At 71.2% G+C, this 18,925-nt stretch carries 19 protein-coding genes; 5 read left to right on the forward strand and 14 right to left on the reverse strand.

Going from position 1 to position 18,925, the window contains the following annotated elements; genetic code table 11:
- Positions 1-11: 11 nt before the first annotated feature.
- The 6 genes from ACWGKJ_RS07660 to tal all read right to left on the reverse strand — a co-directional run bounded on the left by ACWGKJ_RS07660 (position 12) and on the right by tal (position 6,169).
- Positions 12-449 carry a hypothetical protein gene (locus tag ACWGKJ_RS07660; protein ID WP_385024806.1) on the reverse strand — a complete coding sequence of 146 codons (438 nt, stop codon included), beginning with the start codon at positions 447-449 and terminating at the stop codon, positions 12-14.
- Positions 450-685: 236 nt separating this feature from the next.
- Entirely contained in the window at positions 686-1,927 is a 1,242-nt protein-coding gene (locus ACWGKJ_RS07665) for a PP2C family protein-serine/threonine phosphatase (protein ID WP_385024803.1), read from the reverse strand.
- 439 nt (positions 1,928-2,366) lie between these two features.
- Positions 2,367-3,440 (reverse strand): iron-containing redox enzyme family protein, encoded by a 1,074-nt coding sequence (locus ACWGKJ_RS07670; protein WP_385024800.1) that lies wholly within the window; start codon positions 3,438-3,440, stop codon positions 2,367-2,369.
- Complete coding sequence (locus tag ACWGKJ_RS07675) at positions 3,440-3,691, reverse strand: CDGSH iron-sulfur domain-containing protein (protein WP_385024797.1); 252 nt, start codon at positions 3,689-3,691, stop codon at positions 3,440-3,442. The genes ACWGKJ_RS07670 and ACWGKJ_RS07675 overlap by 1 nt, the downstream gene beginning before the upstream one ends.
- Positions 3,675-4,349, reverse strand: a complete 675-nt coding sequence (locus tag ACWGKJ_RS07680) for a HemK2/MTQ2 family protein methyltransferase (protein WP_385024795.1) — start codon at positions 4,347-4,349, stop codon at positions 3,675-3,677. The genes ACWGKJ_RS07675 and ACWGKJ_RS07680 overlap by 17 nt, the downstream gene beginning before the upstream one ends.
- 158 nt (positions 4,350-4,507) lie before the next feature.
- Positions 4,508-6,169 (reverse strand): transaldolase, encoded by a 1,662-nt coding sequence (tal, locus tag ACWGKJ_RS07685; protein WP_385024792.1) that lies wholly within the window; start codon positions 6,167-6,169, stop codon positions 4,508-4,510.
- 681 nt (positions 6,170-6,850) lie between these two features.
- Between tal and ACWGKJ_RS07690 the strand changes: the two genes are divergently transcribed.
- On the forward strand, positions 6,851-7,426 hold the full coding sequence (locus tag ACWGKJ_RS07690; RefSeq protein WP_385024789.1) for a hypothetical protein: 576 nt from the start codon (positions 6,851-6,853) through the stop codon (positions 7,424-7,426).
- A gap of 266 nt (positions 7,427-7,692) precedes the next feature.
- On the opposite strand, the gene ACWGKJ_RS07695 is transcribed toward ACWGKJ_RS07690, so the two are convergent.
- From ACWGKJ_RS07695 to ACWGKJ_RS07705, 3 genes are all read right to left on the reverse strand, one after another.
- Entirely contained in the window at positions 7,693-8,769 is a 1,077-nt protein-coding gene (locus tag ACWGKJ_RS07695; RefSeq protein ID WP_385024786.1) for a CPBP family intramembrane glutamic endopeptidase, read from the reverse strand.
- 263 nt (positions 8,770-9,032) lie between these two features.
- Positions 9,033-9,707, reverse strand: a complete 675-nt coding sequence (locus ACWGKJ_RS07700; protein WP_385024783.1) for a response regulator — start codon at positions 9,705-9,707, stop codon at positions 9,033-9,035.
- Entirely contained in the window at positions 9,697-10,974 is a 1,278-nt protein-coding gene (locus ACWGKJ_RS07705) for a sensor histidine kinase (RefSeq protein WP_385024780.1), read from the reverse strand. Before ACWGKJ_RS07705 ends, ACWGKJ_RS07700 begins: the two co-directional genes overlap by 11 nt.
- Before the next feature lie 225 nt (positions 10,975-11,199).
- Between ACWGKJ_RS07705 and ACWGKJ_RS07710 the strand changes: the two genes are divergently transcribed.
- Positions 11,200-11,421, forward strand: a complete 222-nt coding sequence (locus tag ACWGKJ_RS07710; RefSeq protein ID WP_385024777.1) for a hypothetical protein — start codon at positions 11,200-11,202, stop codon at positions 11,419-11,421.
- Here ACWGKJ_RS07710 and ACWGKJ_RS07715 read toward each other — a convergent pair.
- A complete protein-coding gene (locus ACWGKJ_RS07715) occupies positions 11,411-12,355 on the reverse strand; it encodes a GlxA family transcriptional regulator (RefSeq protein ID WP_385024774.1) in 945 nt (314 codons plus the stop codon). The genes ACWGKJ_RS07710 and ACWGKJ_RS07715 overlap by 11 nt on opposite strands.
- A 72-nt stretch (positions 12,356-12,427) precedes the next feature.
- Here ACWGKJ_RS07715 and ACWGKJ_RS07720 point away from each other — a divergent pair, with 72 nt between their 5' ends.
- The 3 genes from ACWGKJ_RS07720 (at position 12,428) to ACWGKJ_RS07730 (ending at position 14,975) form a co-directional block, all read left to right on the forward strand.
- A complete protein-coding gene (locus tag ACWGKJ_RS07720) occupies positions 12,428-13,117 on the forward strand; it encodes an HD domain-containing protein (protein ID WP_385024771.1) in 690 nt (229 codons plus the stop codon).
- A gap of 131 nt (positions 13,118-13,248) precedes the next feature.
- Positions 13,249-13,674, forward strand: coding sequence for a RidA family protein (locus tag ACWGKJ_RS07725; protein ID WP_385024769.1), 426 nt, complete (start codon positions 13,249-13,251; stop codon positions 13,672-13,674).
- Between the two features lie 62 nt (positions 13,675-13,736).
- Positions 13,737-14,975: an MFS transporter gene (locus ACWGKJ_RS07730; protein WP_385024767.1), complete on the forward strand. Its 1,239-nt coding sequence runs from the start codon at positions 13,737-13,739 to the stop codon at positions 14,973-14,975.
- Here the strand turns inward: ACWGKJ_RS07730 and ACWGKJ_RS07735 are convergent.
- From ACWGKJ_RS07735 to ACWGKJ_RS07750, 4 genes are all read right to left on the reverse strand, one after another.
- Positions 14,932-15,396, reverse strand: coding sequence for an alpha/beta hydrolase (locus ACWGKJ_RS07735; RefSeq protein WP_385024765.1), 465 nt, complete (start codon positions 15,394-15,396; stop codon positions 14,932-14,934). The two genes, ACWGKJ_RS07730 and ACWGKJ_RS07735, sit on opposite strands and share 44 nt — an antisense overlap.
- Positions 15,290-15,952: an NAD(P)-dependent oxidoreductase gene (locus ACWGKJ_RS07740; RefSeq protein WP_385024763.1), complete on the reverse strand. Its 663-nt coding sequence runs from the start codon at positions 15,950-15,952 to the stop codon at positions 15,290-15,292. The genes ACWGKJ_RS07735 and ACWGKJ_RS07740 overlap by 107 nt, the downstream gene beginning before the upstream one ends.
- Positions 15,953-16,071: 119 nt before the next feature.
- A complete protein-coding gene (locus ACWGKJ_RS07745) occupies positions 16,072-16,740 on the reverse strand; it encodes a VOC family protein (RefSeq protein ID WP_385024761.1) in 669 nt (222 codons plus the stop codon).
- Between the two features lie 79 nt (positions 16,741-16,819).
- The gene (locus ACWGKJ_RS07750) at positions 16,820-18,283 is read right to left on the reverse strand and encodes an amidase (RefSeq protein WP_385024759.1); all 1,464 of its coding nucleotides are present in this window, start codon (positions 18,281-18,283) and stop codon (positions 16,820-16,822) included.
- Positions 18,284-18,925: the final 642 nt, after the last annotated feature.

Raw genomic sequence — 18,925 nt, forward strand, 5'->3', positions numbered from 1 at the left:
GGGGCCTCCGGTCAGCGGGAGTGCTGGCGGCTCGACGCGGAACCCAGGCGCAGAACGGAGCGCAGACGCAGGGCTGCCGACGGTGGGGCCACACCTATGAGCGCGGCCGCCTGTCCGTAGGTGTGGGAACCGAACAGGACCAGTCCGAGCAACGCGTGCTCCTGCTCGCTGGACGAACCGTCCGACTCGGCCGGTGTGTTCGCCTGTGACGGCAGGACCGGTCCCTCACCCGATCCGGCAGAGGCGCCCGCGCATCGATGCCACAGATCGGCCGCGAGACGATGCCGCTCCGCCTCCGGCGTGACGTCGGACGCCGACGCGGGAACCTGCGTCACCGTGGCGACGACTGCCTCGACTGCTCGGTCCAAGTCCCGGCAGAGGAGCAGAGCGAGGGAGAACAGGGCATCACCATGGCGGTCGTAGACGGCCAACGCCTTCCCCGCGTGCATCCGCCCGACGTCTGGTCCGCCGGGCGCTGCACCAGTGGGTGTGACGCTAAGGGTGTCCCTGTCAGAAATGTGCTGCGTCAACGCATTCACCTGCTACGGCCGTGTGGTCAGGACCGCCAGGGGCAGGGGCGCGCTCAGCAGCGTAGTCCCCAACAGATGCCTGTGGCTACCCGCTCACGCCGGCGCTCCCGGCTGCTTCCCTGCGCGCCCAAGATCGTGGCGCGATGTCTGTCGGCTCATGTGAGGGTGGTGAGGTGGTCGGCTCTGCCACCGCGCCATTCGATGAGGAGGACGGTCGCGTCGTCGCTGGTCACGCCGCCCCGTTCGCGTTTCAGGGTATGGGAGAGTTTCCTGGCCACGGCCCGCACCCTGGTGCGGTCGCGCAGGATGTGGTTGGTCCACTCGATGAGCAGTGCCTCGCCGAACTCCTCTCCACCGGCCTGGTGTTCCTCGACAAGGCCGTCGGTGAAGCACAGAACCCGGTCCCCGCGTCGCAGCATCCGCTCGGTGACGTGCGGCTGCTCGCCGCCGAAGCCGACCGGGAGCGTGGTGGGGCTGTCCAGCCGGTCGAGCACGGTGCGGTCGCGGATCAGCAGCGGCGCCGGGTGGCCGGCGTTGACCCACTGCAGCCGCCCCGTGGTGATGTCCAGGCACATCATCTGCGCGGTCACGAAGTGGTCGGGGCCGAACTGGCCACTGATGGCCTGGTCCATGAACGCGTAGATCTCGGCGAGTTCGACATTGGTGCGGCGGGCGTGGCGGTAGGCGCCGATGGCCACGGTCGCCATGGTCGCGGCGTCCAGGCCGTGGCCCATGGCGTCGATCATGGCCACATGCAGGATGTCGTCGTTGAGGGCGTAGTCGAAGCTGTCGCCGGCCACCTTGTAGGCGGGCTCCAGGATCCCGGCGACCTCGACCTGCGGGACGACCATCGACAGCGGAGGCAGTAGCGACCACTGGATCTCGGCAGCCACATCCATGGGCGCGCGGCGGCGGGCCATGAAGAACTGGTCGGTGTAGGCGTCCTTGGTGACGATCATGTCGGCCACCAGTCCGGCGAGTCTGCGCAGCAGCCGACGATCGTCGTCATCCACACGATCGAGGGTGACGACCATGACACCGACCTGGTCGCTGCCGTCCAGCAGCGGCAGATACATGCGCACGGAGCCGTCCTGGGGGACTTCCACGGTCTTGACCTGCAAGAAGGCCTCGCCGGCCGGGGAGTCGTCCATCGATTCGGGTTCGCCGACGACCAGCCGCTTGCCGGGCAGCGGTACCAGAAGCAGTTGTTCGTAGTCCTGCAGGAGGATGGAGACATCGCGCCCGCCGATACTGGCTACCTCTTCCGCGATCAGCGGGGCGATCAGCTGCGCGGGCATCTCGTGGGCCCGGTCCAGGAGCACACCCAGCAGACGCTCCCCGAAGCCCTCCGACCGGTCCTCCTCGACGCGGTGCGGCTTCCGCTCGTCTTCCGCCATCGGCCGGGCCTCCCCCTGGTTCCTGTTCCCGCAGGCAGTGCGGCGGCAGCTTCTTCATGCGCCGGGGACCCGGCGTCGTCGACGCCTCGGCCACCGTATTCCGGCTCGCCGTGTACCGCGGAGCCCGCACCGCACGCTCCGGCGCCCCGGAGCCGCTCGGCGGGCACGAGGGATCCATCCAAAATCCCATACGGTCCGTACGTGCGGTTTCCTGACACGACCGTGCTCAACCCGCACAGCCTGACGGGGCCGACCGGCCCTCCCCGCCCATTACGCCAAAAGCGGCATGCCGCACTCACTCGGTTCCGCAGCTTCGATGAGACACGGGGATGAAACACGGGGAGGGGCCGGCAGGAAGGGTCGGCCGCGTGCGGTCCGCAGCATCGGGTACCCGGCTTGGTGGGCGAGCAGCGATTCCGTGCCCGCCCTGGCGGGAAGTTCAGCTCACGGGCCCGGTGCCCGGCCCTGCGTGCGGTCCGGCTGGGCCCCGAGTGGCCGGCAGCGGGAGCCGCAGGGCGGAGCGATCGTCAGTCCAGGCCCCCAACACGTGTGCGCCCAGTTTGTCTTCGAGCAGATCGGTGGCCTGGACACCGAAAGCCACGTCGGCGTCCAGATGGGGTTCGGCTGCCAGGAGAGGGCCGATCACCTCGTGCCGTACGACCTGCTCATGCACCGCGTCGGCTTCGATGTGCTCGTCGTAGAAGCGCTCGGCGGCCGGACCGGCGCCCGTCTGCCGCATGGCTTTCGCGAGCCGCCGTGAGCCGGGCGACGAGGTGATCTCCACGGCGGCGAAATGCCCGATGAGGGCGCCACGCAGTGCCCGGTGCAGTCCGAACAGGGACATCAGGTTGACCGCGCAGAGCGCCTGCGCCGGAGCAGCGTCGAGATACGCGCCGTAGGCGTGGTCCAGGTCGAGGTCGTCCATCAGGTCCGCGAAGAGCCGGGCGTGAACGTCCTCGGCCCGCCCGGCGCCGAACTCGTCGTACTCCACGGCCACCATCGCCGCCTTGGCCCGCCCGTACAGGCGGGGGATGACCCAGGCGTGGGGGTCGGCCTCCTTGAGGTGGTACAGGGACCGCAGCGCCGCGTATTCGCGCATCTGCCAGAGCCGGCCATGGCTCTGCAGGTAATGGCTCACGCCTGTGCCCTCCGCGGCGCCCGGTTCGACAAGGATCCCGGCCAGGGCGTCCTGGGCGTCGGCTCCGCCCGGCACGTCCGCACGTAGTGCGCTCAGAAAGCGGCTTTCGAGGTCTCTGCGCAGCCTCAGCAGGTCAGGATCCCACTCCCGGTCGTCACCGACCCCCGCGAAGCTCTGGTAGTGCAGTTCGTACAGCACGTACAGGGCCAGCTGGAGGTCGTCCCCGTAGGGCTCGGCCGCCGTCAGGACCTGAGGGTGCGCCAGGGGCGCGCTTCCCCTGTGCAAGGAGGAGAGGACAGCAGCGGAAAGCACGCCTCGTGGGGCCGGCAGTGCGGGGCTGGCGGTACGTGATTCGACATAGGGCTCCGCAGCCATCACGCCTCACCCCCTGCATCGCTGCTGCCTGTGTCCGGCGAGGCCGGAGGAGTGCGGGGGACGCGGCGGCGGTGGCTGGTGTCGCACCACGGACGGATGCGGCTGCGGCCGCACGTGCACACCGCCACCATGAAGCGGTCGGAGGTGACGGCCACGCCGTCGTCTCCGGTGACGGTGACGGGGCCTTCCACGAGAAGCGGTCCGTGGCGTTCGAGCCGTAGACGGCGGGCGCGTTCAGTGTCGTCGGGCATGAATGACCACCAGTTCCTCTTTGTCCTGCCCTTCGTCCATCAGCCCCTGACTGCGCAGCCACGGCAGGCGTGAGCGCAGGACGGGGCCGAGGGGGACCAGCTCGCGGTCACTGACCTCGGCGTCAAGGCCGGCCTTTCCCAGCGCCTGGAGCGTGGCCTCGATTCCGCACAGGCCGGAATGGACCATGAGGAGTGCCCCGCCGGGCCGCAGGAGGGATCCGGCAGTCGCGCAGACACGGTCGACGACGGCCCGTCCGTCCCGTCCTGCGTCCCACGCCCGTGCTCGCCCCCGACGCGGCGGCAGGTCGGCTGGGGCAGGGACGTAGGGCGGGTTGCTGACCACCATGTCGAATCCCCCCACTCCGAGGCAGGCCAGGTCGCCGCGGCGGACAGTGACGCGGCTGCGGTGGAGCGCGGCGTTCACCCGGGCACACCACACGGCCCTGCGGGAGATGTCCACAGCGGTGACCCAGGCGCCCAGCCCGGCGGCGTGGACCGCGAGAGCCCCGCTTCCGGTGCCGAGTTCGAGCACGCTGGCCCCTGGCCTGATGCCCGCGCGGCTGATGGCCCGCATCAGCAGATGCGTGTCGTGTTGGGGCGCGTAGACGCCCGGCACTGTCAGCATGCGCCGCGGCCTGGTCAGAGGTGTCACGGTCATGTCGGCCTCTTGTCCTCGTATCGCCGCAGGCCCTGCGCTACTCGAACAGGCTGGGCTGCTCGCAGGCGGAGCGCCACTCGAACCGGGCCGAGACCCGGTGCCGGACCGAAGCCTGGAAGGTCCCTCACACCACGCGGTGCCCGGGGTGATCAGCCCCCTCACGAGGACTGCTGGGCGGACGGGAAGACGAGGCGGGCCGTGTCGAGACGCATCCGCTCCAGTGCGGCGCTCTGCTCTTCGGCCCGTTTCAGCAGGGTGTCCAGCTGCTCGCGGTCGAGCCTGGTGTCCGTCCGGGCCAGTGCGTGCAGGGTGTGCCAGCAGGCGGCCTTGCCCTTGACGCCGAGGAGCATGGATTCCAGCTCCAGGACGTCGCTGAGGGGGGAGCGTGAGAGGAGGTGGCCGTTGGGCTTGAGGCGGCCCGCCTTCTCCGCCAGCCAGCCCAGTGCGACCTTCGAGCGGTCGGTGGGCACCCCCAGGTCACTCATGATGTGGGTCAGGGAGTCCCGGTCCTGCTCGATCTGCTCGGCCAGTTCGGACAGCTCGGCCGGGCCGGCTTCTCCGTTCTGACCTGGCCGGCCCTGTGCGGCTCGCCGGAAGAGCTCCAGACCGGCAGTGGCTCCGGAGAGATGGTCATTGAGGTAGATCGCCAGCAGGCCGGGGCCCTCCGGCGAGCTGTCGGCCTCCCCCGGGCGGCGGGCGGCCGGGGTGTGCATCTCGCGGTCGACGGAAGCACTCAGCTCGCTCCAGCTGTCGGCGAACTTGCTCAGCCCCTCGCGCTCCAGTCCGGCGGTGACGTCGGCGAAGTCGACGCCGGCTCGCTCCAGCGCCACGAAGTAGTCGGCCGCGGCGACGTACTCCTCGGCGACCGGTGCGCGCGGGGGAAGGGCGCCGTGGTCGGCGAACGCGGCGAGCGTGGTGCCCGGCATGGTGTTCACGGTGCCGGCGATGGCGAGTTCACTGACGTACATGGTGTCGGCGTAGGCCGGGTTCTTCACCCCTGTGGACGCCCACAGAGGCCGCTGTTCGCGGGCCCCGGCCGCGGCGAGGGCCTGCCAGCGTGACCCGGCGGTCATCTGCTCGTACGCCCGGTGGGCGAGCCGCGCGTTGGCGATCGCGGCCCTGCCCTTGAGCGCCTCCGCCTCAGGAGTGCCGAGAGCATCGAGGCGGGCGTCCACCTCGGCGTCGACGCGGGAGACGAAGAACGAGGCGACGGAGTGGATGGAGGCCAGGTCATGACCGGCGGCCTGGGCCTGCTCCAGCCCGTCCAGATAGGCATCCATCACGGCGCGGTAGCGGTCCAGGGAGAAGATCAGCGTGACGTTGACGCTGATTCCCTGTGCGACGACGGCGGTGATCGCGGCCAGGCCCTCCTGGGTGGCAGGAATTTTGACCAGCAGGTTCGGCTCGTCGACGGCCTCCCACAGCTTGCGTGCCTGGTCGATCGTGGCAGCGGTGTCCTGGGCGAGCCGGGGGTCGACCTCGATGGACACCCGCCCGTCGACCCCGCCGGTCTTCCGGTGGACGGAAGCGAACGCCTGGCAGCCGACCCGCACGTCGTCGGTGGTGAGGGCGAAGACGGCGTCGTCGACGCTCACGCCCTCACCACCGAGCCGGCGCAGTTGCTTGGTGTAGCGGTCTCCCTTGGACAGGGCCGAGGCGAAGATCGTCGGGTTGGTCGTCACACCTACGACGTGCTGCTCCGTAATGAGCCTCTTCAGCTCTCCTCCCGCCAGCAGCTCCCGGGAGAGGTCGTCGAGCCAGATCGAGACGCCGGCGGCGGACAGGACAGCGAGCGGATCGGGCGCAGTGGAATCAGACATGCGAGACCTCCAGAAAAGAATGCGGCTCAGGCCGGTGCGTTCGCCGTGCCGTGAGCGCCGACCGGTCGGTTCACCGGGGTGGGAAGCGTTCTCCGCGCTCTACCGCCGGTGCCCACGGTGTGGAGGTGCTCCGGCGCCGGACGGCAGGGCACTCTCCGTACCGCGCGACTGCTCGGTCATGGGCAGAGACATCGACCCTCCCGGGTATCGGTCCGAGGACAGCAGGTAGCGGAGTCCACGGTGAAAAGGACATCCCGGGGTCAGGGGGATCACGTCGCCGGCCCGAGCAGCACTCGCACTCGCCAGCGATCAGGCCCTGCCCAGTCGTAAGGCCCGGAGCAGGCACCGTTGCGTCGCCTACCCCCTTCATTGTCGCGCATGTCCGCTTCCTCGCACGGGGACAGCGGTCGATGCTCATGGCTCCTCCCCTCAGGCGTGGGCGATGACATCGGACCGGGCACCGCACGCCCAGGGCCACCAGCAGGCGGCCGACCTCGGGCGCAGCTGTGCGTATGTCCCCAGGGTGAGGGCGCCACGAGCGGATCCGGGCTTGTGGAGATCGTCGCCCTGGGGTCCATCCGCACCCTTTCGAGATGCAGGAGTGCCGGGCCGGCGCAACGGTGGAGGCAGAGCCGGTGAGCACATCCAAGGTCATCGGCGAGGATCCTGAGGAGTCTCCAGATGTCGGAACGCAACACCGCTCTGCGCAGCATGCACGATCTGGGGTTGGCGGCTTGGTTCGGTGGTTCATTGATGGGCGCGGTCGGTCTGAACACTGCGGCTCGGGCCGAGGGCGGTACGTGGAGGAACACAGCTCGGATCGCGAGCGCCGGCTGGGCGAGGTGGACGCCGGTGAACGCCGCGGCGATCGGCATTCACCTCGTGGGCGGCAGCGGACTCCTGGCCGTGAACGCCTCCCGGGTCGCCGCGCAGAAGGGCGTGGCCGCCTCGGCCATCGCCAAGACCGTGCTCACCGGTGCTGCCCTGGCCGCCACCGCCTACAGCGGCGTTCTGGGCAGGAAGATCGCGCTTGCCTCGTCGGACAGTCCCGACGACATGGAGGAGGCGGCGGAGCACCCCATCGACACGGCCAGGGCCCAGCGCGACCTTGCCTGGGTGCAGTGGGCACTTCCGGCGTTCACAGGTGGTCTGATCGTCCTCAACGCCCTGCATGGCGAACAGCAGCGTCCCGCTGAACAGTTGCAGGGGATCCTCCGGCGCGCCGGGGCCGTGACGCCGTGGTGCGGGATGCGCTAGAAGACCGATGAAGAACTGTTCATCCGTACTCCGCTCGCGGGAGCGGACCGCGTTGTCACGATCTCGCAGGCCCTTGTCATGCGTAGGACTCGGTTCGAATCCGACAGGGGACTCCGCGAAACCCCAGGTCAAGGCGCCCGTGACCTGGGGTTTTCCCGTTCGGCACACGGAGTCGTCGCCTGGGGCCGGTGCCTGCGTCGGCGTCGGTCATGTCGAGGGGGCCCGAAGCCGGACGCGGAGAGGGCGATCCGCATCGGGGCGCCGTGTCATCCGCCGGTGTTCAGGGGAGCGGAGACCCGGGCGGCAGTGGTGGTCGGGCGGTAGCCGAGTCGGCCCCGGGTCAGGACGAGGACGAGGAGGGCTGCTCCCACCGAGGCCAGGAGGAAGGCGTAGGTGGTGTCGTCGTCGGCGAGCCGGGGGAACATGGCCGTCCAGGCGACGGAGAAGAAGTTGTTGACACTCGTGTGCATGAGCATCACGAGCGGCATGCTCTCGCCGGACCGGTTGAACACCCAGGTCATCACGGAGCTGAAGCAGAGCGTGGTGGCGAGGAACGCCCCCACTCTGGCGAGGTGGACGTGCGGGCCGCCGCCCCATTCGGTGAGGAACAGCGGCAGGTGCCAGGCGCCCCACAGGACGCCGACCAGGAGGGTGGCGGGCAGGGGGCCGTACCGTTCCTGGGCGCGCGGCATGGCGAACTCACGCCAGCCGGGCTCCTCGGCGAGCCCTGTGGTGATCAACTGCAGGACCAGGCCCGGCAGATACGCCGCCAGCACCGTGGCGGTCGGCATGGCGGGTCCGCGGTCGCCCAGGGCGGTCGCGGCGACGGTGAGCGCCGCGGGCACGGTGAGCAGTACAGCGACGTACCAGCGCCAGCTGAGCCGGAACCTGGTCATGCGCCGGATCCAGGTCCGAAGGCCCCGGCGTCCCTCCGTGAGCCCGGTCAGCAGGAGCGCGGAGGCGATGGGGCCGAGGTAGGCGCCGGGCAGTACGCCGGTCAGCTGGCCTCCGGTGCTGCCTCCTGGAAACGTGAAGTGCCATACACCGAGGCCGTTCTCGGACAGTACGTATGGGGTCCAGGCCGCCCAGCTCAGGGCGAAGGCAAGGATGAAGAACCAGAGCAGCGGGCGGTGCCGGAGGCTGTCGCGCAGTCCGGAGCCGGAGCCGGAGTTGGGGCCGGAGTTGGGGCTGGGGCCGGAGCCGTGGGGCGCCCGCCGCTCGGAGCGGGGCGAGCCGGGGTGGTCGGGGTCGGGGTCGGTGTGGATCCTGCCCGGCTCCATTCGGTCGTCGCCCGGGCCGATCCGGTCGACGCCCGGTCGCATCCCGTCGACGCCCAGTCGCATTCCGTCGGCACCCGGCTGGATCCGGTCGCCAGGGGGCCGGCCGGGCTGCCGGTCCTGGTCGGCCTGGAGGGTGGGGCCCGGCTGGGGAGTCCGGACGGTTGGGCTGCCTGCTGGGCTGCCTGCTGGGCTGCCGGTGGGGGTGGGGGGTTCGTGGTGGGGCACTGGATTGCTCCCTCGGGGCGGGCCGGTTGATGTGTTCAGCACACCACCGCCGCGCCGGCGGATCATTCCCGCGTGCGCCTCGAAGCGCGGTACAGCAGGCTCTACCTCGCCCTCGGTAGCGCGCCCTCCAGATACCTGAGTACGGCGGTCACCCTCCGGTCCACGTGGTCGGTGGGGGACAGGTCCAGCTTGGCGAAGATGCTCCGGATGTGCTTGTGGACCGCGCCCTCCGTGACGACGAGCTGTTTCGCGATCGCGCCGTTCCCCAACCCCTCGGCCATGAGGGCGAGTACGTGGCGCTCGCGCGGGGTCAGCCGTTCCAGGCGGGCGTCGCGGTGGGAGCGGGTGAAGAGCTGGGCGACGATCTCGGGGTCGATCGCGGTGCCACCGGCGGCCACTCGGTGCAGTGCGTCGAGGAACTCCTCGACCCGGCCCACCCGTTCCTTGAGCAGATAGCCCACCCGGCCGACACCGTCGCTGAGGAGTTCGGTGGCGAAACTCTGCTCCACGTAGGCGGACAACACGAGGATCGCCAGGCCGGGTTGACGGCGCCTGGCCTCGACGGCCGCGCGGATGCCCTCGTCCGTGTGGGTGGGTGGCATCCGTACGTCGAAGATGGCGACATCGGGCCGGTGTTCGTCGATGGCGGCGAGTGCCGCATCGGGGGTGGCGGCCGTCGCCACCACCTCGATCGACTCGGCACGCAGCAGCAGGGCCAGGCCCTCGCGCAGCAGCGGGTCGTCCTCGGCGATCACGATCCGCGGGTCACTGTCCACAGGGGAGTACCACCTCAAGGGTTGTCGGGCCGCCGGCGGGGCTGGCCAGGCGGAGTGTGCCGTCGTGTGCCTCCACCCGGCGGCGGATGCCGGTGAGGCCGGAGCCGCCGCTCTCGTCGGCGCCGCCCCGGCCGTCGTCGGTGATGGTCAGACGGAGGTGTACGCCGTCGGCCCGTACGCCCACGGCGGCCTGCTGGGCACCGCTGTGCTTGGCGATGTTCGTCAGCGCCTCGGCCACCACGAAGTAGGCGGTCGCCTCGGCGGAGACGGCGCACCGTACGGGGACATCGACGTCCGTACGGCAGGGCACCGCGCAGTCGGCGGCGAGTCCTGTCAGGGCCCCGGCAAGGCCCTGGGCCTCCAGTACCGGGGGAAGAATGCTGCGGGAGACACCGCGCAGATCGGCCAGGGCCTGTTCGGCGGCGGAGTGTGCGCGCTCCAGGATGTCGAGGACCTCGACCGCGTGGTCCGGCTCGCGGGCCAGTCGGCGGCGGGCCGCGCCGAGGAGCACGGTGACGGAGATCAGCCGGTTCTGACTGCCGTCGTGCAGGGCACGTTCGATACGGCGCAGTTCGGCGGCGTGGGCGTCCAGGGCCGCGGCCCTGGAGGCGGTCAGCTCAAGGATTCTGGCGGAGAGGTCGGTGCCGGGATCGGCGGCGAGGAAGCGCCGGGCGGGCTTGGCCTGCAGCCGTGCCAGCGCCGGAGTGCCCCCCACGATGAGAGCGATCCAGCCCACGCCGAGCAGGGCCACCGCCGTCGCGTCCAGCCAGGTGTGCGCGGTGCCGATGCCGATGGAAGCGGCGGTGGTGTCCTCCGGGGCGAACCGCCAGTACAGCGGGAAGGCCGTGTCACGCACCGCGAGTACGGGCAGGACGACGCCCGTCAGCGCCAACAGCAGCCCGGCCGAAGCGTGCTGGAGCAGCCAGCGCATCTCGCGCCGGGTGGTGGGGTGGACGAGTCCTGCGCGTGGGCGCGTGGGCGGCGGGTCAGGAGCGATGATCTCGTGGCCCCGGCGGGCGAGCCGCCGGCGTTCGCGCCGGGCCAGGGCGTGCAGCGCACTCAGCGCGGGGCCCACCAGCAGCAGGCCGGCACCGGTGAGCGACACAACAGCCGTGAGCAGCAGCAGAATCAGGAGCGCGAGCGCGGGAAGCGCGGTGCCGATGCCGCCGGCCAGCTCACCGGTCGCGGCCCCGGCGGCTCTGAGCACCGCGGTGGCGGTCTGCTTCGCTCCGCGGAGGCGCGGTGTCCGCGACAACGTTGCCGTCATCCTTCCCTCCTCTGTCTCTTGTCTCTCCTCGCTCGCCTCCGGTTCCTGCGTGGAAGGCTCCGGGCGGCCCGACGAGAGCGCCCGCGCAGCGTTACAGCCTGCTGTACCAACGGCCGGACAGCTGGCCGTACCCACGGTCGGGCAGTCTGCGGGATCGTCCGGCGCCGAGACCGGTCCGTAGCGTCGGGCGTGCCTTCGACCACCGGAATCGCAGAGGACTTCCCCATGACGAACTTCGTTTCCCCGCCCCCGCCCCCGCAGCCGAGCCGTCGCAGCGCCTTCCGGTCCGTTCTGTGGGCCATCGTAGGCGTCAGCACCGCCGTCAACCTCGCGGCCTCCTTCGGTGGTTCGCACACCGGCACTCATCTGGGCTGCGGCATCGTGACGGCGCTCAGCGCGGGCCTCCTCGCCGTGCACGCGCTGCGCGCGAGCGGTGTCAACGCGTGAAAGTCCGCCGGTAGGCGGTGGGGGTGGTGTTGAGGGTCCGGCGGAAGTGCAGGCGCAGGTTGGCCGCCGTGCCGAGGCCGCAGTCCCGGGCCACCTGGTCCACCGAGTGGTCTGTCGTCTCCAGCAGTTCGCGTGCCTTGCCGAGGCGGGCGCTCAGCAGCCACTGGAGGGGCGTGGTGCCCGTCTCCGTGGCGAACCGGCGCATGAAGGTGCGGGGTGAGACGCCCCCGTGGCGGGCGAGCATGCGGAGCGTGAGCGGTTCGTCGAGGTGGCGCAGGGCCCAGCCCCGGGTCTCGGAGAGCGACGTCTCCCCGGCCTCGGTGACCGGAGCCGGAATGTACTGGGCCTGCCCGCCGTCGCGGTGTGGGGCGGCCACCAGGCCGCGGGCGATCCGGTTGGCCACGAGCGCCCCCATGTCGCGGCGTACGAGGTGCAGGCAGAGGTCGATGCCGCAGCACACTCCGGCCGACGTGAGCACGTCCCCCTCGTCGACGTAGAGCACGTCGCGGTCGACCGTGACGGCGGGGAAGTCCCGTTCCAGCTCGTCGATGTGCTGCCAGTGGGTCGTGGCGTGCAGCCCGTCCAGAACGCCCGCAGCGGCCAGCGCGAAGGCGCCCGTACAGATCGACACCACCCGCCGGCCCCGGTCGCGCGTCCCGGCCAGTGCGTCGAGGACCTCGTCCGGCGGCCGTACCAGCGGCTCGCTCCCCGGCTCGTATCCCGGCACGATCACGGTGTCCGCCGCGCGTACCCGGTCCAGGCCGCCCTCCGTCATGAGGGAGAAGCCGGCGTTGGTCGCCACCTCGGAGCCGAGCCCGCACACGCTCACCTCGTACGGGGTCTCCGGGCGGGTGCTGAAGATCTGCGCCGGGATCGCCAGGTCGAGCGGAGTGACACCGTCCAACGCCAGGACCGCGACTCGGTGGGTCGTCATGGCACTATTCTATCGACAGTAGGCAATATTGCCACTCACCTGGTCAGGGGCGTGCGTGCCAGCCTGATGGACATGACCGGATCGCCCCACAGCCACGTGGCCCCCGAGGCGGCCGCCGACCTGATCGCGCTGCCGGACACACCGCTCGCCGGTGCTGTCGTACAGCTCATCAGGCCGGTGGAATCGCCCTCGGTGTTCAACCACAGCATGCGCACCTATCTGTTCGCCCGACTCGTGGCCGCCCGCCTCGAACTGGCCGCCGGCCAGGACTACGAGGACGACCTGCTGTTCGCGGCGTGCACGATGCACGACCTCGGCGTCGCGCCGGACGGCCCGCACACCCAGAGATTCGAGGTCGAGGGCGCCGACCGGGCCGCCGCCTTCCTCCTCGCACACGGACGGTCCGATACGGAGGCCGACGAGGTGTGGCAGGCCATCGCCCTGCACACCTCGTCGGGCATCGCGGAGCGCCGCGGCACGCTGTGCGTGCTCGTACGCGAAGGCGTCGCGCTCGACTTCGGCGGCCCGATGGGCAACACCTACGCCGACGCCCTCAGCGACGCGCAGGCCGACGTCGTCCACGCCGCCTATCCGCGGCTGGAGATGATCCGCTCCCTCACCGACGCGATCGTCGCGCAAGCCGCCAAGAACCCAAGGAACGGCCCGCGTTACGCGATTCCCGGTGAATTCCTGCGCGAACGCGAGACCTTCGGCCGGACCCGGATGGAGCACGCCTGCGGCTCCTCCCGGTGGGGCGACTGACCGGGGGCCGCCCCGGCCGCGACCTGGCCCGCCACCCGGCCACCCGGCCACCCCGCCACCCGGCCGACGGAGCCGACACAGATGTCGGCACAGATGTCGGCCCCACCCACCAGAGAAAAGGACACCCCGCCATGCCCATCCACCCCGTAGAGGTCCCCGACAACTCGCCGGTCTTCGGAGGGACCACCAGCGCCTTCGCGCGCTTCGGCCACGCCCCCGCGATCCGTTCGCACGGGCACCTGTTCATCTCCGGCCAGATCGGCCGCCGCGCCGACGGCGTCCCCGGGGAGACCGTCGAGGAACAGACCGAGCTCGCCATCCGGCGCCTTGAGGAGATCCTCCGGCTGGAGAACCTCGGCCTCGGCGACCTGGTCGACGTGACCAGCTATCACGTCGACATCCGCGAGAACATGTCCGGCTTCCTCGCCGCCAAGCAGCGCCTCGTCAAGGCCCCCTACCCCGCCTGGTCGATCATCGGCGTCAGCGGTCTCGCCAGCCCGGAACTCCTCGTCGAGATCCAGGCGACCGCCGCCTACCCAGACGACGCGGCTCGATAGAGCGCAGCTCCGGGCCCCGGGGGCCTCGTCCCCGGGGCCCGGAGCAGTGCTGTGAGGTGTTCATGAAGACCACGACGCCACCGCATGACGTCCCCTTGACCGTCCGGCGTACGGGCGGCCCCGCCGGCCTGGCGCTGTTCGCGTCGATCATCGTCTCGTTCCTCGCCGCGTCGAGCGCCCCGACGCCGGTCTACGCCCTCTACGCGGCCCGGTGGCACTTCTCCCCGATCACCACCACGGTGGTCTTCGGTGTGTACGCCGTCGTGGTCCTGGTCGCCCTGCTCGTGCTGGGCAGGGCGTCCGGCCACCTCGGTCGCAGGCCGGTGCTGCTGGCCGCGCTGGCCCTGCAGATCATCGCCATGGTGGTGTTCAGCACGGCCGGCGGCGTCGGCGCGCTCGTCACCGGGCGGGTGTTGCAGGGCATCGCCACCGGCGGCGCCCTGGGCGCGCTGGGCGCGGCCATGCTGGACATCGACCGTGAGCGCGGCACCCGCGCCAACGCCGTCGCCCCGGGCCTGGGGTCCGGCGTCGGCGCACTGCTGTCCGGCCTGGTCGTGCAGTATCTGCCGGCCCCCACGCACCTCGTCTACCTCGTGTTCATCGGTGTCTTCGCCCTGCAGGCCGCCGGGGTCGCCGTACTGCCGGACACCGGGGGCCGGGCGCCCGGGTTGCGCTCCTCCCTCGTGCCCGAACTCGCGGTGCCACGGCGCCTGCGCGGCCCGCTGCTCGCGGTGGCGCCCGTGCTGTTCGCGGTGTGGTCGCTCGGTGGTTTCTACGGCTCGCTCGCCCCGGCGCTCGCCCGCGAACTCTCGGGCTCGGGCTCCGCGGTGGTCGGCGGCCTCGGCCTGTCCGTCCTGACCGTGGTCTCGTCCGTCACCGCCGTCTCGCTCGGACGCGTGCCGCCCAGGGCCCTGATGTTCCTCGGCGTCACCCTGCTCGTCCTGGGGTCGCTCGGGACCCTCACGGCCGTCGAACTCTCTTCGTACGCCGGGTTCTTCGCCGGTACTTTCGTGTCGGGGGTCGGCTTCGGAGCCGGGTTCCAGGGAGGGATGCGTACCGTCGTGCCCCTGGTCGCCGAGCACGAGCGTGCCGGTGTTCTGTCGGCGGTCTACGTGGTCTGTTACCTGGGCATGGGCCTGCCCGCCGTCGTCGCCGGGGTCCTCGTCGTACACGGGGGCGGCCTGGCGGCGGCGACCCGGGACTACGCGTGGTTCGTGGTGGCGCTCGCCGTCATGACGCTGATCGCCCTCCTGCGCCTCAGGGCGCCGGGCGCGGCCGGATGTCGGGACACACCGGGCTGAGGGGCCGGTGGTTCGGAGCTCCCACGTACGTACTGCCGTGGTGCAGTTCCGCCACGCCGACGATGTCCGTCTCCGCGTTGGTGGTCAGCGACGTGCCGCTGAGGGTGAAGTCGGTGATCGGGCACAGCGCGACCGCGCACACCGGCATGGGGTCGCCGGAATCGCGCAGGCGCTGCAGGGCGGACAGAGCGAGAGTGGCGCCCGCCGAGTGGCCGACCAGCACGATCCGGTCCGCCGGAAGGCCCTGTGCCAGCAGCGCGCGGTAGGCGCGCAGGACGTCGTCCAGCGCGGCCGGGTACGGGTGTCGCGGACAATCAGTAACCCACGGTGAACCGGCCGTCCGGATGGCGTGCGTGCTCGATCTCGTCGACGACCGCGACTGCGAAGTCCTCGGTGGAGATCCGGCTCTTGCCGTCCTCACCGACGATGAGGTCGTCGAGGGCGCTGCGGTACGTGCCGGTACGGGAACCGGGCCCGACGAATGCGGACGGGCTGATGACCGTCCAGCGCACATCGCTGACGGTGCGGAGGTAATCGAGGGCGTCACCGTGCGCGTGCATGATCTGCACCAGTGATTCCGGCAGCCCCTCGGTGTCCCACAGCGGCCTGCCGTCGGAGGTCCGCAACGGCCCGGCCCCACCGACTGAGATCAGACGTGGGCGGGCGTCGCCGTGCCCGAGTGCGCGCAGCCCCGCCACGAGCGCCCTCGCGCCGGGTTCGGCGGTCGCCAGGTGCCCCGCGGCGTCGCCGTGCCCACCGCCGACCGCACTGACCACCACATCCTGGCTGTCAGCCGCGGAAAGGACCGACGACGGATCGAGGACGTCTCCGGTGACCAGCCTCAGCGCCGGGTGGGCCGTGGTCAGCCGGGAGGGATCGCGGACGACGGCCAGGACCTCATGGCCACGGTCGAGGGCCTCGCCGAGGATACGGCTGCCGATCATCCCGGTGGCGCCGAAGAGAGCGATGCTTGCCATCTGTTCCCACCTTTCCGAAGGTGACGTCGTGCTCGTACGGGCCCTGTGGCGGCCGGGCCGTGGGAGGTTCACGTAGTGACGGAACCCACGGCCGGAGTCCCGGCCGGGCCCCGACGGCGCTACAGGGCCGCCGGGTCCCTGCGCAGCGTCACCTCGCGCCCCGAGGCGGTACGTACCGTGACCGCGTGCACGCCGGGCGGGCCGGGCACCATCACCAGCGGTAGCCGCTCGAAGGTCTCGGCACCGCTGTGCTCCCGCAGTTCTTCGGTGTCGGCGCTGATCTCCAGCCGGACCACCGCCGCCCCGCGATCCCCGTGCTCCACCGCGCCGCGGTCCGGATGGGTGGCCGGGTCGTGGCGGTAGTACCAGTTCGGCAGTCCCCGCCGCCACGCGTCGAGCGCGCGGTCGGCGCCCGGCGCGGTGGTGATGAGGCGCTGGGTGCCGTCGGGCTGGACGCGGCCCGGCGCCCGCAGCACCTCGCCACCGAGCCGCTGCGCGACCGCCTCCAGCTCCTCCAGGGTGTCGGCGCGCAGGCTCCAGAACATCCACCGGTCGCCGTCCGCGACCGCCCGGTCGAACCAGGCGGCCCCCGCGTCAGGCCCGGCTGCGTGGCCCGTCACCGACTCGACCTCCAGGTAGACGTCCCCGCCGAGCGGGAAGACCGTATTGGCGAGTCCGTTGGGGAAGACGCCCCCGTCGTAGTGGGCGAGTCCCGTCTCCTCCCGCACCCGGCGGACGCCGTCGTCCAACTCGGGGACGCCCAGGCAGAGATGATCAAGATGAAACATGTCGATCCTTTCCGGGTTCACCACGTCACGGGGGGCACGGCGGACAGCGTTCGCCCCTTCCGGACCGATTCGTTTTCGTTCAGTCGAAGGACGGAGGGTGCTCCCCCGACCAGGGGGCGGCCTGTTCGAGTTGTGAGGCCAGCCGGATCAGTACGTCCTCCCGTCCGTAGGCGGCGACGAGCTGCACGCCGATCGGCAGTCCGTCGTCGCTGCGGTACAGCGGGAGGGAGATGGCGGGCTGGCCGGTGATGTTGAACGGCACCGTGAAGGCGATGCCCCCGCTCACGGCGGCCACCAGTTCCTCGGGGCTCTTCCCCGTGGGCGCGAGTTCGCCCAGTACCGCGGGCGGCGCGGGCAGCGTCGGTGTGAGCAGCACATCCACCTCCTCGTCCCAGAGCCCTGCCACGCCGCGCGCCCACCGCTGCCACGCCTGGGTACCGGAGAGCCACTGTGCGGCCGTGACCGAGCGGCCCGTCTCGGCCAGCATGGCGTTCATCGGTTCGAGGTCCGCCGGTTCCAGGCGCTCACCGACGAGCTCGGACCACTGGTCGAGCTCCCAGGCCACGGCCGCCGCGAACAGTGGCACCAGCGCCTCGAAAAGGGCCGGGTTGTCCAGGCAGGAGGCGCTCGTCGGCTCGACGCGGTGGCCGAGCGAGTCGAGCAGGCGGGCCGTGTGCTCGACCGCCGCCACACAGTCCTTGTGGGCCGGTTCCGCCGCACCCGGCGGGGTCGTACGGAACCCGATCCGCAGGACGCCGGGATCGACGCCGACCTCTTCGCGGTAGGGCCGCAGGGCGGGCGGGGCGGTGTACGGGTCGCCGGTCGCGGGCCCCGCCGTCGCGTCCAGCACGGCCGCGGTGTCGCGGACCGACCTGGTCAGCACGTGTTCGTGCGTCACCGGGCCCCAGTACTCGCCGTATGCGGGGCCCAGGGTGGTGCGGGCCCGCGAGGGCTTGAGCCCGACGATTCCGCAGGCGCTGGCCGGCATCCGGATCGAGCCCGCCATGTCGTTGCCGTGTGCCACCGGGACCATGCCCGCGGCCACCGCGGCCGCCGACCCACCGCTGGAGCCCCCGGGGGAGCGGGTGAGGTCCCAGGGGTTCCTCGTCGCCCCGTGCGCGAGCGGTTCCGTGGTGGTGCTGGTGGCCAGCTCGGGGAGGTTCGTCTTTCCGCAGAACACGAACCCGGCCGCGCGGAAACGGGCCGCGAGGGCGGAGTCCTCAGGGGCGCGCCAGTCCCGGTCCCGCAGCGCGCGCATCCCCCCGTAGGCGGGATCGCCCTCGGTGAGGCAGAGGAAGTCCTTGAGCAGCATGGGCACCCCGCGGAAGGGGCCGTCCGGCAGTCCGGGCGCAGCCGCCGCGGCGAGAGCCTTCTCGAACAGCGGTGTGACCACGGCGTTGATCCTGGGGTCGAGCCGCTCGATCCGCCGGATCGCCGCCTCCACGAGCTCGGTCGGCGACAGCACCTTCCGGCGGACCAGGTCGGCCTGCGCCGTCGCGTCCAGCCATGCGAGTTCTTCCTCGGGTATCGAACTTGCCGACATTTCCCACCCTTTCGGGAAGTGGTTGTTGTGCTGGGTGCACCGGCGCCATGCCGGGCAGGACGTGGTGGTCGGTGGGGGAGTACGGCCGGTGCCCGGGGCGAACTCCACCTGTCCCTCGGGGCGATGCCGGTCAACCGCGAAGCGGTGCGGGTGGCGTTCCCGTGAGCGTCCCCATGAACTCACCTGAACTCCCTTGCCGGCGCTGCTCGTCCACGGCCGGAGCACCGACTGAGGCAACGCTAGGGAAGCCGCTGCGGGCGGTACATCCAGCCTGCTGCCGATCATAGGGTGCAGCTACCTGTACGGGGCGGCAGGGCGAGTCCCGCTTCCTCAAGGTCTTGGTGAGGTGGCTGAGCGCGAAGGTGCTGGGGACATAGGCATGGGCGTGGTGGCCCGTGATGGTGAAGAAGGCCGGCGTCACCTCCCGGGGCCGCATCGGGGATCGAGGTGTAGAAACCACGGCGCCAGGTGGGCACGTATTCGGCGACCATCGTGGTGGCCCCCGCCAGTTCGGCGCCGGTTGTACTACCCGGGCCTGTCCTCTGTCGCCGATACCCACGCTCCACTGGTGCGGTACGGGCGGACACGGCCGTCTGCATGCTCGTGGTGGTGTGGCTGGTCATCGCCTCCATGCGTGAGGTC

The organism is Streptomyces sp. NPDC054757, assembly GCF_053612185.1.

Excerpts from the sequence above, each read along its gene's own strand:
- ACWGKJ_RS07675 (WP_385024797.1), bottom strand. The coding sequence starts at position 3,691 with ATGCCCGACGACACTGAACGCGCCCGCCGTCTACGGCTCGAACGCCAC.
- ACWGKJ_RS07730 (WP_385024767.1), top strand. The coding sequence starts at position 13,737 with ATGAAGACCACGACGCCACCGCATGACGTCCCCTTGACCGTCCGGCGT.
- ACWGKJ_RS07690 (WP_385024789.1), top strand. The coding sequence starts at position 6,851 with ATGTCGGAACGCAACACCGCTCTGCGCAGCATGCACGATCTGGGGTTG.
- ACWGKJ_RS07725 (WP_385024769.1), top strand. The coding sequence starts at position 13,249 with ATGCCCATCCACCCCGTAGAGGTCCCCGACAACTCGCCGGTCTTCGGA.
- ACWGKJ_RS07750 (WP_385024759.1), bottom strand. The coding sequence starts at position 18,283 with ATGTCGGCAAGTTCGATACCCGAGGAAGAACTCGCATGGCTGGACGCG.
- ACWGKJ_RS07665 (WP_385024803.1), bottom strand. The coding sequence starts at position 1,927 with ATGGCGGAAGACGAGCGGAAGCCGCACCGCGTCGAGGAGGACCGGTCG.
- ACWGKJ_RS07670 (WP_385024800.1), bottom strand. The coding sequence starts at position 3,440 with ATGGCTGCGGAGCCCTATGTCGAATCACGTACCGCCAGCCCCGCACTG.
- ACWGKJ_RS07720 (WP_385024771.1), top strand. The coding sequence starts at position 12,428 with ATGACCGGATCGCCCCACAGCCACGTGGCCCCCGAGGCGGCCGCCGAC.
- tal (WP_385024792.1), bottom strand. The coding sequence starts at position 6,169 with ATGTCTGATTCCACTGCGCCCGATCCGCTCGCTGTCCTGTCCGCCGCC.
- ACWGKJ_RS07680 (WP_385024795.1), bottom strand. The coding sequence starts at position 4,349 with ATGACCGTGACACCTCTGACCAGGCCGCGGCGCATGCTGACAGTGCCG.
- ACWGKJ_RS07660 (WP_385024806.1), bottom strand. The coding sequence starts at position 449 with ATGCACGCGGGGAAGGCGTTGGCCGTCTACGACCGCCATGGTGATGCC.
- ACWGKJ_RS07705 (WP_385024780.1), bottom strand. The coding sequence starts at position 10,974 with ATGACGGCAACGTTGTCGCGGACACCGCGCCTCCGCGGAGCGAAGCAG.
- ACWGKJ_RS07695 (WP_385024786.1), bottom strand. The coding sequence starts at position 8,769 with ATGCGACTGGGCGTCGACGGGATGCGACCGGGCGTCGACCGGATCGGC.
- ACWGKJ_RS07740 (WP_385024763.1), bottom strand. The coding sequence starts at position 15,952 with ATGGCAAGCATCGCTCTCTTCGGCGCCACCGGGATGATCGGCAGCCGT.
- ACWGKJ_RS07745 (WP_385024761.1), bottom strand. The coding sequence starts at position 16,740 with ATGTTTCATCTTGATCATCTCTGCCTGGGCGTCCCCGAGTTGGACGAC.
- ACWGKJ_RS07715 (WP_385024774.1), bottom strand. The coding sequence starts at position 12,355 with ATGACGACCCACCGAGTCGCGGTCCTGGCGTTGGACGGTGTCACTCCG.
- ACWGKJ_RS07710 (WP_385024777.1), top strand. The coding sequence starts at position 11,200 with ATGACGAACTTCGTTTCCCCGCCCCCGCCCCCGCAGCCGAGCCGTCGC.